Annotated in this window: 11 protein-coding genes and 1 tRNA gene; 10 read left to right on the top strand and 2 right to left on the bottom strand. The window is 42.9% G+C overall.

Translation table 11 applies throughout. The features are described 5' to 3' along the window. Nucleotides 1-125 precede the first annotated feature (125 nt). From CDC37_RS07360 to CDC37_RS07345, 4 genes are all read left to right on the top strand, one after another. Complete coding sequence (locus CDC37_RS07360; RefSeq protein WP_096621175.1) at nucleotides 126-938, top strand: tetratricopeptide repeat protein; 813 nt, start codon at nucleotides 126-128, stop codon at nucleotides 936-938. A gap of 187 nt (nucleotides 939-1,125) precedes the next feature. Continuing rightward, a complete protein-coding gene (gene rfbB / locus CDC37_RS07355; protein ID WP_096621174.1) occupies nucleotides 1,126-2,199 on the top strand; it encodes a dTDP-glucose 4,6-dehydratase in 1,074 nt (357 codons plus the stop codon). A gap of 597 nt (nucleotides 2,200-2,796) precedes the next feature. Further along, nucleotides 2,797-3,078, top strand: coding sequence for a hypothetical protein (locus CDC37_RS07350; RefSeq protein WP_096621173.1), 282 nt, complete (start codon nucleotides 2,797-2,799; stop codon nucleotides 3,076-3,078). Between the two features lie 35 nt (nucleotides 3,079-3,113). After that, nucleotides 3,114-3,491, top strand: coding sequence for a beta-lactamase hydrolase domain-containing protein (locus tag CDC37_RS07345; RefSeq protein ID WP_096621172.1), 378 nt, complete (start codon nucleotides 3,114-3,116; stop codon nucleotides 3,489-3,491). A gap of 492 nt (nucleotides 3,492-3,983) precedes the next feature. Here the strand turns inward: CDC37_RS07345 and CDC37_RS07340 are convergent. Beyond that, nucleotides 3,984-4,055, bottom strand: a tRNA-Gly gene (locus CDC37_RS07340). Nucleotides 4,056-4,225: 170 nt separating this feature from the next. On the opposite strand from CDC37_RS07340, the gene CDC37_RS07335 reads away from it, so the two are divergent. The 5 genes from CDC37_RS07335 to cysW all read left to right on the top strand — a co-directional run bounded on the left by CDC37_RS07335 (nucleotide 4,226) and on the right by cysW (nucleotide 10,352). Then, a complete protein-coding gene (locus CDC37_RS07335) occupies nucleotides 4,226-5,284 on the top strand; it encodes a sulfate ABC transporter substrate-binding protein (protein ID WP_096621171.1) in 1,059 nt (352 codons plus the stop codon). A gap of 527 nt (nucleotides 5,285-5,811) precedes the next feature. After that, nucleotides 5,812-7,107: an O-acetylhomoserine aminocarboxypropyltransferase/cysteine synthase family protein gene (locus CDC37_RS07330; RefSeq protein WP_096621170.1), complete on the top strand. Its 1,296-nt coding sequence runs from the start codon at nucleotides 5,812-5,814 to the stop codon at nucleotides 7,105-7,107. Between the two features lie 176 nt (nucleotides 7,108-7,283). After that, nucleotides 7,284-8,363, top strand: coding sequence for a homoserine O-acetyltransferase MetX (gene metX, locus CDC37_RS07325; RefSeq protein ID WP_096621169.1), 1,080 nt, complete (start codon nucleotides 7,284-7,286; stop codon nucleotides 8,361-8,363). Nucleotides 8,364-8,671: 308 nt separating this feature from the next. After that, complete coding sequence (cysT, locus tag CDC37_RS07315) at nucleotides 8,672-9,517, top strand: sulfate ABC transporter permease subunit CysT (RefSeq protein WP_096621167.1); 846 nt, start codon at nucleotides 8,672-8,674, stop codon at nucleotides 9,515-9,517. Continuing rightward, entirely contained in the window at nucleotides 9,507-10,352 is an 846-nt protein-coding gene (cysW, locus tag CDC37_RS07310; protein WP_096621166.1) for a sulfate ABC transporter permease subunit CysW, read from the top strand. Before cysT ends, cysW begins: the two co-directional genes overlap by 11 nt. Before the next feature lie 308 nt (nucleotides 10,353-10,660). On the opposite strand, the gene gap is transcribed toward cysW, so the two are convergent. Further along, nucleotides 10,661-11,680: a type I glyceraldehyde-3-phosphate dehydrogenase gene (gene gap, locus CDC37_RS07305; RefSeq protein WP_096621165.1), complete on the bottom strand. Its 1,020-nt coding sequence runs from the start codon at nucleotides 11,678-11,680 to the stop codon at nucleotides 10,661-10,663. Nucleotides 11,681-11,998: 318 nt separating this feature from the next. On the opposite strand from gap, the gene CDC37_RS07300 reads away from it, so the two are divergent. After that, nucleotides 11,999-12,697 (top strand): rhomboid family intramembrane serine protease, encoded by a 699-nt coding sequence (locus CDC37_RS07300; protein ID WP_096621164.1) that lies wholly within the window; start codon nucleotides 11,999-12,001, stop codon nucleotides 12,695-12,697. The last annotated feature ends 101 nt before the right edge of the window (nucleotides 12,698-12,798 follow it).

Genomic DNA, 12,798 nt, shown 5'->3' with positions numbered 1-12,798 from the left:
TATTACGTACGCGAAGCTTTGCCGCAGGCTATTACGAATTACAAATTGGTATAACTGGAAAATAATCTCTCTGAGACTGAATATCGATAAAATGATTATGATCAAGGAACGCGGTCGGACAGAGAATGATTAGACTAATTGCTTTTGTTTTGAGCCTTTTGCTGACTTTTAGCTGGGTGAATCCAGTTTGGGCTGAGGTTGGTAGTATGGGAAATAGTACTAACCCGGACATTATCAAACAGATTGGTGAATGGGCAAATGCAGCCTTTGACGCAACCGAAAATGGTCGATTTGCTCAAGCAGAAAAATTATGGACGCAGATTTTGGAAAAAAACCCGGAAAATGCTGCGGTGTGGAGTAATCGGGGTAATTCCCGGGTCAGCCAAAATAAACTTGCAGAAGCATTAACAGATTATGACGAAGCCATCAAATTGGCTCCTAACGTCACTGACCCCTATCTAAATCGGGGTACAGCTTTAGAAGGTTTAGGACGCTGGGAAGAAGCGATCGCTGATTATAATCATGTTCTCGAACTCGATCCCAAGGATGCGATGGCATACAATAATCGTGGTAATGCAAAAGCTGGCTTGGGACGTTGGCAAGAAGCGATCGCGGATTATCAAAAATGCACAGAAATTGCTCCTAATTTTGCTTTTGCTAGGGCAAATTACGCACTGGCTTTGTATGAAATTGGACAAAAAACGGAAGCTATCCATGAATTGAAAAAAATTGTGCGCAAGTATCCCAAATTTGCGGATGTTCGTGCAGCTCTAACAGCAGCGTTATGGGTTGATGGAGAGCAGGGTGAGGCTGAAAGTAACTGGGTGGCAGCATTTGGTTTGGATACTCGGTATAAAGATTTAAACTGGGTGCGAAATATCCGCCGTTGGCCTCCCAGTATGGTAGCCGCATTAGATAAGTTTCTCAAGCTAAAGTAGTGGTCTATCCCATAAGTTATAAGGGGTTCGTAGTTGTGGCTTTCGCTTGGAAAAAGTTTTATGAAGCCTATAAGCGCTACTACGCACCTTTTCTCATCCATCAAAATTAATGGGTCACCCAAAATCCAAAATGCATGACTATCAATATTGATACACTATCGATAGTCTGAAAACTGGAGTGAGGAAAATGCGACGAGTTTTAGTGACCGGTGGTGCTGGATTTATTGGTAGTAATTTTGTTCACCACTGGTGTGGAAGTTATCCTGATGACCGCGTGATTGTTGTGGATGCGCTGACCTATGCTGGAAATCGCAACAACTTAGCAGCATGGGAAGGGAAAGAAAACTTTCGATTTGTTAAGGGTGATATTTGCGATCGCTCTTTGCTGGATGATTTATTAGGGGGAGAAAATATCGACACGATTGTCCATTTTGCAGCAGAATCCCATGTTGATCGCTCTATCCTCACACCAGGTGCATTTATTCAAACTAATGTAGTCGGTACTTTTACCCTATTGGAGGCTTTTCGTCAACACTGGTTAAGTCGCAATCAACCGGATAATTACCGTTTTCTCCACGTTTCAACGGATGAGGTGTATGGCAGTTTGTCTGCAGATGCACCTGCTTTTTGTGAAACTACTCCCTATGCACCAAATAGTCCCTATTCGGCTTCTAAGGCTGGTAGTGACCATTTAGTCCGGGCTTACTATCATACCTATAATTTACCGACCATTATCACTAATTGCTCGAATAATTACGGTCCCTATCAGTTTCCCGAAAAGCTGATTCCTTTAATGTGTATTAATATACTTATCGGTAAATCTCTGCCTGTATATGGTGATGGTTGTAACATTAGAGATTGGTTATATGTCGGCGACCATTGTCGTGCTTTAGATGTGGTTCTCTCGAAAGGATTACCGGGTGAAAACTATAATATCGGTGGTAATAACGAAGTCAAAAATATTGATATAGTTCGGACATTATGTGACTTAATGGATGAACTCGCGGAGAATTTACCTGTGTCACCATCCCAAAATTTGATCACATTTGTCACCGATAGACCCGGACATGACCGCCGCTACGCAATTAATTCTAGTAAAATTCAAAACCAATTAGGTTGGAGTCCATCCGTCACAATTACGGAAGGTTTACGTCAAACGGTTATCTGGTATCTCAATCACCGTCAATGGTGGGAACCTTTACTGAGTGAGGAGTACCAAGCCTATTATCGCCAAAATTATCGTGTCGCTACACTTTCGTAAATTTTTCCCCCATCCTAGAAGTCGGGTTTTGATGGTGATTGTTTTTTTATACTAATCTTAGGGTTTTGGCAACATATCTAGAGACGCGATATATCGCGTCTCTACTGCTGTTTTCCATATTCTAAAAACCTGATTTCTCACCCTCCCTGAACTCATCTCCCTTCCTCACAATTTCCTCACATTGTTTATCTATCTTGAAAATATACCATTGGGATGAAACGACCTGTGGGCTTTTAATTTTATACCAATTGAAAAAACAATGGGACAAATGAAACCCCATATAGATAGGATTTGCGCAAGTGTCACAAAAATTCTGATTTTTTGTTTGGAGTCCGCATTATCTTCGCTAACTTTGAGGAATAAACCTGCATTTGGAGCAAATTCCTACAACTTACAGGGAGGAGAAGGAAAATGAATCCGTCACTCAAGACTTATAACTTACTTGTGAGAAATCCGGGTAAAGTCCTCACTACGAACGTCAAATTAAGATGCTAGTCACGTAAGTCATGATAAAAAGGGTTTCTAATCTCAAATCTAAAATCTAATTTAGGGTATTACCCTATTCCCTATTTTTCTGAGAAGGAACATTGAGGATGTATGTTTTCACGCAATTCGCCATATCACCTAAAGTTTCCCGTCTGGAAGTATTTAAATCAACCTTTGTTTAATCCAGATACCATTATTAATCCCCGCAAGTTTTGGCGCAATTATCAACGTCAATATCTGCAAGCTTGCTGGGAAATCGATCCACGTCTGTTCCTGGAAACTTGTTGGCAACTTGATTGTCTATTTTATCCAGATTTTATTTCCTATGCTTTAATCGAAATTAGTTTACACAAAACCGTTGATAATTCTTTGGAAAATACCGGAAATAGTTGATCAACTTTGGAGGTCAAAGGAGTGAATATACAAGAATGGAAACTATCCAAAAAATTAACGACGAATTAGCGATCGCAGGACAAATTTCTGCGGCTGAACTCAGTTTAATTGCTGAACAAGGGTATAAGTCGATACTTAATCTCCGTGCCCCTGATGAGGAGGGTTTTAACGATTTAGAACAGATATCTGCTTGGGATTTGGGATTGAAGTATTTGAATATTCCCATGCATCAAATCAATCCGCAAATAGCTTTGTTTGTGCTACAGCAGATTGCCGAGTTACCAAAACCAATGCTGATCCATTGCGATTGTGCAAGTCGTTCGGTGGCAATGGCATTGATTTATATTGCCACACGTCAGGGAATTTCTTTGGAAGATGCTTTTGCTCAAGCAAAAAAACTGGGTGTAGCCTAGTTAGGAGCGGTTTATTTTTTGAGATTTTTGTACTTGGTGGTAAATACGGTTGTAAACATCATCAAAAATCCACCAATCAGGATTGCGATCGCAATTCCCCCTGTAATTAAATCCAGTTTGGCTGTATCCATACTATTTCTATCTATAAACTATATTCTATTCTCTATACTATATTTTTAATTTTTCTTCTTCCAAACCTAATTTACACCAATCCTGCCCCTAATTACCTTTCGGTTTGTTAAGAGTTGACGGTTGATCTTCAGGCATTAACTGTACGCTACACAAAGCTCTCTGATTGACTGTGCAAGGTATAGCTTGGTTCGCCAGACATTAAAGTAAAGATATGCTGCGACTAGTTAGCTATCGGGTATATACTTAAATCCAAGGATATTTTGACAGTTTGAACAGTCCTGCTTCTAAGGGTCTTCATTCCAATTGAGGACACATTGCACATAGACTGGTGGATATATCACCATATATTTAAATTTTCAAAGCGGGTAACGCGATTCGAACGCGCGACATTCACCTTGGCAAGGTGACGCTCTACCACTGAGCTATACCCGCGAAATCCATACCTACCAATATTTCATATTCCCAGGGATTTGTCAAGGGTTTTTTGCTGTTGACCACGAAATCAATTGCATTTTCCCAACCACTTCTGTAATATTTATATCCGTAACTTGTAATTACGAAATTCCGACCGGAAAGGTGTAGATTGGAAAGGGAAGATCAAGATGGGTGTTTTGGGGCGAAATAAATGGCGAAATCGGATATTTTTGGCGGTATTTGGTTTGATTGTGTGTGGTGTGGTGACATCCTGTAACTTGCTGCATCACCAAGCCAATGCCAAGCCACGGGAGCAGATAGAATTAACATTGGTTTCGTTTGCGGTGACGCGTACAGCCCATGAAGCGATTATTCCCAAGTTTGTCGCCAAATGGCAGCAAGAACACGGTCAAAGGGTACGGATTAGTCGTAGTTACGGTGGTTCGGGAGCGCAGACAAGGGCTGTGGCGGATGGTTTAGGTGCGGATGTGGTGCATTTAGCCTTGGGTTTAGACACACAGCGTTTAGAGAAAGTAGGTTTGATTGAACCGGGATGGGAAAAAGAGTTTCCCAATCAAAGTATTGTCACTAAATCCGTAGTTGCTTTAGTTACCCGTCCAGGGAATCCGCAACAGATTCAAGATTGGAAAGATTTGACCAAATCGGGATTACGGGTAATTACGGCAGACCCAAGGACATCAGGGGTAGCGCGGTGGAATTTTTTAGCTCTGTGGAATGCTGCCATCCAAAGTGGTAAAAATGAACAGCAAGCGAAGGATTTTGTCAGCCAGGTATATCGCAATGTACCAATTTTAGCGAGGGATGCGAGGGAAGCAACCGACGCTTTTTTTAAGCAGGGTCAGGGGGATGTGTTAATCAACTATGAAAATGAGTTGGTATTAGCTCAACAAAAGGGTATTCAAACGGAATATAAAATTCCTGATGTCAACATTTCCATAGATAATCCCGTTGCCATAGTTGATCGAAACGTTGCGAGGCATGATAATCGAGAAGTGGTGGAAGCCTTTGTCCAGTTCCTATTCAGTCCGGAAGCTCAAATTGAATTTGCCAAAGTGGGATTTCGTCCCGTTGATGAAAAGTTACTCGCCAATAAAGAAATTGCTGGGAAATATCCTAAAGTAAATAATTTAGGGAGTGTGAAAGAATTGGGTGGTTGGAAGCGTATTCAGGAGAAGTTTTTTGCTGATGGGGCGATTTTTGATCAGATTCAGGTTAGAGAGAGATAGGGAGTGGGGAGTGGTAAAGGAAATCAATTTGTGTTAACGCAGATAACTTAACTTTGGCAAAATCCAGGGTTAGAGCAACAGAAGATATGGGAATAATAGGGAAGGCTAATCAGCAAACTCAACCTCGTCCATAATCAAAACTGGAGTTTTCGTCACTGTACCAGACGCGTAGCGGATCGACTTGCTTACGTAGCAATCTCAATAATCGCTAATGAAGACTAAGGTTCTCAAAATGCACATGGTTTATCAGTTAAATCAAACCTAATTATTCTGAATGATAAGAAGTCCCCAGGATACGGGAAAAATCCTCTGCCAACAGACGAAAAAAGCACATACAGGAGAATTCAAGAATACAGGATAAAGGAAAAAGGAGTAAAAACCATTGCTCACAAGCCTTTAAATACCACATTTACCGACAATCTGCTGTACTACTACTAATCATCTAACCTATTCCCTATTCCCTACTCACCACTCCCGATGTTTCTAGAAAAGGACACCAAACCAATTGATCAAGAGAGATAAAAACGATGTCTGCCAATTATCGCTTTGAAACCTTACAGGTTCATGCAGGACAGGAGGTTGCTCCGGGTACAAATGCAAGGGCTGTACCAATTTATCAAACCAGTTCCTATGTATTTAACAATGCGGAACATGGAGCGAATTTGTTTGCCCTGAAGGAATTTGGGAATATTTATACCCGGTTGATGAATCCGACCACGGATGTATTTGAAAAACGCGTCGCAGCCTTAGAGGGGGGTGTTGCAGCTTTAGCGACAGCAAGTGGTCAAGCGGCGGAATTTTTAGCGATCGCAAATCTAGCTCAGGCGGGGGATAATATTGTTTCCACTACGTTTTTGTATGGGGGGACTTATAATTTATTTAAGGTGACGTTGCCACGTTTGGGGATCGATGTCAAGTTTGTGGAAGGTGATGATGTCGAGAAATTCCGAGGGGCAATTGATGAGCGGACTAAGGCGTTGTATGTGGAAACCATTGGCAATCCCCAATTTAATGTACCCGATTTTGCCACCTTGGCCCACGTTGCCCATGAAAATGGTATTCCGTTGATTGTGGATAATACCTTTGGTTGTGGAGGATATTTATGTCGTCCGATTGAACATGGTGCAGATATTGTGGTGGAATCGGCAACGAAGTGGATTGGAGGTCATGGTACATCCATTGGTGGTGTGATTGTGGATTCCGGTAAATTCGATTGGGGTAACGGCAAATTCCCCATGTTTACTGAACCCGCACCCGGTTATCATGGTTTGAATTTTTATGAAGTATTTGGACCAAAAGGACCATTTGGGAATATTGCTTTTATTATTCGGGCACGGGTAGAAGGAATGCGTGATTTAGGAGCATGTCCTAGTCCCTTCAATGCCTTTTTGTTATTGCAGGGATTAGAAACCCTTTCTCTAAGAGTAGAGAGACATGTAAATAATGCGATCGCTCTGGCACAATGGTTAGAATCCCATCCCCAGGTCGCATGGGTGAGTTATCTTGGTTTACCCAATCATCCCTACCATGAACGTGCCCAAAAATACCTGCAAAGGGGCTTCGGATGTGTGTTAAATTTTGGCATCAAAGGCGGCTTAGAAGCTGGAAAAGCCTTTATCGACCGGGTAAAATTAGCTAGTCACCTCGCCAATGTTGGTGATGCAAAAACCCTCGTGATCCATCCTGCATCCACAACCCATCAACAATTAAGTCCTGAAGAACAAGTTTCTGCTGGTGTCACACCCGATTTAATCCGTGTCTCGGTCGGATTGGAACATATTGATGACATCAAGGAAGATTTTGAGCAAGCTTTTGGTACATGAGGTATCTCAATTCATCCTACTACCCATCTCCTTTGCTCCTCCATTCCTAGTTAGAGACGACCCACCGGTTAGAGACGACCCACCGGTTAGAGACGACCCACCGGTTAGAGACGACCCACCGGTTAGAGACGACCCACCGGGTCGTCTCTACTCCCGATTTCCGACTTCTGACAAAAATGAATTTTCTCAACCATATTTCCAGCCAAACCCAGTATTACCACCTTCCCCAACCCTTTTGGTTAGAATCTGGAAAGATTTTAGAAGGAGTACAGATTGCCTACCGCACTTGGGGAAAACTAAATCCGGATGGTGACAACGCCGTGTTAATCTGTCATGCTTTAACCGGTGGTGCAGATGCGGATGATTGGTGGAAACCCCTATTTGGTGCAGGTAAAGCCTTTGATTTGGAAACGGATTTTGTGGTTTGTAGCAATGTCCTGGGGAGTTGCTACGGAACAACAGGAGCAGCAACAATCAACCCCTTGACAAAAAAACCCTATGGTGCAGAATTTCCCAGAATCACAATTCGCGATATGGTACACCTGCAAGCCCAACTAATGGAAGCCTTGGGTATCAAACGCTTACAACTGGTGATTGGTGGTTCCCTAGGGGGAATGCAAGTCCTCGAATGGGCAGTATTATATCCAGAAATGGTGAATGCGATCGCGCCGATAGCAGTTTCCGGTAAACATTCGGCTTGGTGTATCGGAATTTCTGAAACCCAGCGTCAAGCGATTTTTGCAGACCCCGATTGGCAAAATGGTAATTATTACAATCACCAACCACCAGCACGGGGATTAGCCACCGCAAGGATGATGGCGATGATGACCTACCGTGCTTGGGGAAGTTTTGAAGCTAGATTTGGCAGGGAACAGATTAATCCAGAAGTGGACGATGAATTTACCATTGCCAGTTATCTCCAATATCAAGGACAAAAGCTTGTCAATCGGTTTGATGCTAATTGTTATGTCAGTTTGACCCATGCAATGGATAGTCACGATTTAGGACGGGATCGAGGTGAATATTTTGACGTTCTTGCCAATATTCAGCAACCGACTTTAGTGGTGGCAATTGATACAGATATATTGTATCCACCCCAGGAACAGGAAGTTTTAGCCCGCTACATACCCAATGCGGAAATTGTAACTTTAAATTCCACCCACGGTCACGATGCATTTTTGATTGATATGGATGATTTGAATCAGATGGTAGTGAATTTTCGGACTCGTTTGCAACAGCTAGTCTATCGTCATTGAATTGGGAGAGGAGATAGAATACAGTAACTGTAGCTTGGGGTTACTGCCTTCATTCACTAGGTAGGAGTCTCGTAGATTCTGCACCCACGCGGAGCATGGGTGCGAGGGAAAAGGTAGGCGATTTACGCTGGGTGTTACGAGGCAAATCAAAGCTTTTAGTTTCCCTCGTTGCAGGTATAGCGCTATAGACGAAACCTTCACCCGCTTTCGCAGGAAGCAAGCGACGCCGAGTAGCGCAACTACGGACAATAAATGTAATTAATTGTACCAAATTACTGACAATCCAAAATTTAAAATCCAAAATCCTAATGACTAGTCTAATCACGAAAAACCCGATTGAACCAACCCTGTGGAAAAAAGTAATTAATTTACCTTGGACTTGGCGATTAACACTGTCCTACCTGAGTATCATGTTACTCCTGCCGATTGCGGCCATGTTTGCCAAAGTCGCTAGCACCCCACCATCGGAGTTTTGGCGCATTGCCACCAGTCCCATCGCCCTTTCCAGTTATGAAGTGACTTTTGTCACTGCCCTGATTACCGCCCTACTGAATGGTGTATTTGGAACTCTAATTGCTTGGGTAATGGTTAGATATAACTTTCCGGGGAAGCGATTTATCGATGCTTCCATTGATTTACCATTTGCCTTACCAACGGCAGTTGCAGGTTTAACCCTAGCGACGGTATATAGCCAAAATGGGTGGATTGGTTCCCTATTAGGTGTGCAGGTGTCCTTTTCGCGATTAGGGGTAGCTGTGGCGATGATATTTATTTCCTTACCGTTTGTGGTGCGGACGGTGCAACCAGTTTTACAGGAGATGGAACGGGAAATAGAAGAAGCAGCTTGGAGTTTAGGTGCATCCCAAGTGCAGACATTCATCCGGGTGATTTTACCCCCCCTGTTGCCGACAATTTTAACAGGTGTCGCTTTGGGATTTTCCCGAGCGGTGGGGGAATACGGTTCTACGGTAATTATTGCCTCCAATACACCCTTTAAAGACCTGATTGCTCCAGTGTTAATTTTCCAACGTTTAGAAGCTTACGATTACACCGGAGCCACCGTAATTGGTGCAGTCATGCTCGTAATTTCCCTATTTTTATTGTTAACAATTAACCTTTTACAGGCGTGGGGACGGAAATATCATGCAAAATAAATTACCTAGTAAACAGAGAACCAACCAGCAAAATTCCTGGATACCCCTAATTTTAATTGGGATTGCGATCGCCTATCTAGGACTTGTTTTATATATTCCGGCTCTCAACGTATTTTTACAAGCCTTTAGCCAAGGAATAGGCCCATTTTTCGCTAACCTCACCGACCCAGATTTTCTGCACGCAGCTTGGTTAACCCTGACTCTAGCCATCATCACTGTCCCCATTAATGCCATATTTGGTTTATGTGCAGCATGGGCGATCGCCCGTCATCAATTTCCCGGTCGGGCGTTATTATTAAGTATTATTGACCTCCCCTTTTCCATTTCTCCCGTTGTCATCGGTCTCATTATCGTTTTGGTCTATGGTCAAAATGGTTGGTTTGGAGGTTTTTTCGCCAAATTCGGTATTAATGTGATTTTTGCCTTTCCGGGTATGGTAATTGCCACAGCCTTCGTCAGTATGCCCTTTGTCGCTCGTGAAGTCATCCCCGTCCTGGAAGAACTGGGAAACGACCAAGAAGAAGCAGCTCAAACCCTGGGTGCGAATAACTGGCAAATATTTTGGCGTGTCACCCTTCCCAATGTACGCTGGGGTTTGTTATATGGCTTAATTTTGACTAACGCTCGGACAATGGGCGAATTTGGCGCGGTTTCCGTTGTTTCTGGCAATATTATCGGCAAAACCCAAACTTTACCATTATTCGTCGAAGATACCTATAAACAATACGAAACAGCAGCAGCTTACTCCGCAGCAGTTGTATTAGCTCTATTAGCAGTTGTAACACTGATATTAAAGGAAATATTGGAACGGAAAACCACAGGGAGTCGGGAGTAGGGGTGACAGAAGTGACAGTATTGACATCTCACCACCCTCAAGTACGGAGATTATAGTGCTTTGTCCCATCAATTTTGATGAGTAAAGAAAGGCACGTAGTAGCGCTTTAGCACTTTATTTTCAAGCTTTTTCTATACTAAAGCCACTACTACAAACCCCTCAGAACCTATGGGACAGACTAGTAGGTATGTAAGGCTTAAAAAACCTGGCATTTGTGATTTTTTGCATCTTGTGAAAAGTGGAATCCGTAGGGTGCAAACTATTCCCTGTACAGACGCGACATGTCGCGTCTCTCCTACTCCCGATTCCTAACTTTCTTTCCTAGCCATATCCAACATCAAATCAACAACACGATTGGAATATCCCCATTCGTTGTCATACCAAGAAACAACCTTAAAGAAGTTAGAATTTAGCTCAATACCCGCACCCGCATCAAAAATACTCGAATGGCCATCACCTTGAAAGTCCGTGGAAACAACCGCTTCATCGGTATAGCCTAAAATTCCCTGTAAAGGTCCTGCTGCTGCTGCCTTCATTGCTTCACAAATTTCCCCGTAACTAGTTGATTTTGCAGTTTTAAAGGTTAAATCAACTACCGATACATCCGGAGTGGGAACCCGAAAAGCCATCCCGGTCAACTTACCCTTAAGTTCCGGTAACACCAACGCCACCGCCTTTGCAGCACCTGTGGAAGCAGGAATAATATTCTGAGCGGCTCCCCGTCCACCCCGCCAATCCTTCTTACTGGGTCCGTCCACAGTGGGCTGGGTTGCCGTCATTGCGTGAACCGTTGTCATCAACCCCTCCGCCAAACCAAAAGTATCATTAATCACTTTAGCGATGGGAGCTAAACAATTAGTCGTGCAACTGGCATTAGAAACAATTACATCTTCAGCAGGATTAAATTGGTTTTGATTGACACCCATAACAAAAGTGCGGACTCGCTCCGGGTCTTTTGTTGGTGCAGAGATAATGACCCGTTTCGCCCCGGCTTTGAGGTGATTTGCAGCACCTTCATAGTCAGTAAATAAACCAGTAGATTCGACTACATAATCAGCACCCAAGTCACCCCAGGGCAATTCTGCCGGATTCCGCATGGAAACGCAAGGTATAAATTTCCCATCGACCACAAATCCATCCGACTTTGCTTCCACACTTCCGTCATACTTACTATGGGTGGAATCGTATTTGAGCAAATAAGCCAAATTATCTGGTGGAACCAGGTCATTAATCCCGACAAACTCGATATCAGGGTTTTTGATTCCTGCACGAAACACCAAGCGACCAATTCGTCCGAATCCGTTGATTGCAACTTTGAGTTTAGCCAAGCAAATCCTCCTTTCACCTCCAGCTATTTCCAGATCAATAGGATTAGCTGGTTTGCGGTTTGATAAATTTCACTCTTCCCATCCTGCCAGTTTCAACCAAGCTATGGGGATTTAATTGGCTTATTTTAAGAATTTGTGGATGGCTTGAAGGCAGAAGGAACTATGATACTTACAGAACATGCTTTGTCCCTCCTGTTGTCGTCCCTTCAGCGACAGGACTAATTGTTTCCCTTGGAAACACCAATCCCCAGTTTCCAATTCCCCACCCGACCAATTTCTCCTGTATCCTGGATTCTGTATCCTGTATTCTCCAAAACCATGATTCCCATTGGTGATAACGTTGTTGGTAAACGGAAACCAATCGTTACCTGTTGTTTAATTGGGTTGAATTTGGGTTTATTTTTATGGGAATTAAAATTAGAACTAAATGGGACTTTAGGGGATTTTATCTCTAATTGGGGTTTGATTCCCGCCAAAATTACTACAGCGTGGTCAGAATTTTTCGCTGGAAACCCCGCAGCACTGGTTTTCTTTTTTATGAGTTCCACTGGAATTTTCACCGCGTTATTTCTCCACGGTAGTTTCAGCCAAATTTTAGGTAACTCGATTTACCTGTGGGTGTTTGGTAAAAGCGTCGAAAAAGGCTTAGGACATTTATTTTTTTTGGGAATATATCTATTTGGAGGTATTTTTGCTAGCATCATCCAAATCTGGGGAGAACCCAACCTCAACAAACCCCTAATCGGTGCTAATGGTGCGATCGCATCCGTAATTGCTGCCTATGTTGTCCGTTTCCCCCAAGCTAAGGTAGATTCGGTATTACCTTTGGTGATTATTTTTATACCCATATCCCTTTCTGGAGGTTTCTATTTATTTTGGTGGTTCTGTCAACAGATTTTCTACGGTATCGGCAGTTTAAATATACCCGGTGTTAATCCCCTCAGCTACGGCTATTGGTTACACGGTACAGGTATGATTTTTGGAGGGGTATTCACCTGGTGGAAAATACGTAGATGAATTAGGTGTAATTAAATTCGATAAAGTAAGTCGAGGGTCGGGTAGAGAGGTGATACCGTTTTACTTTGAAGTTGATATATTTAGGCGCTAAAGCGCGACTA

Origin of the sequence: Calothrix sp. NIES-3974 (assembly GCF_002368395.1) — a bacterium.
In the GTDB taxonomy this organism is placed as follows: Bacteria; Cyanobacteriota; Cyanobacteriia; order Cyanobacteriales; family Nostocaceae; genus NIES-3974.
Note: the sequence above shows the minus strand (reverse complement) of the source record. Positions and strands in the feature narration are given on the sequence as shown.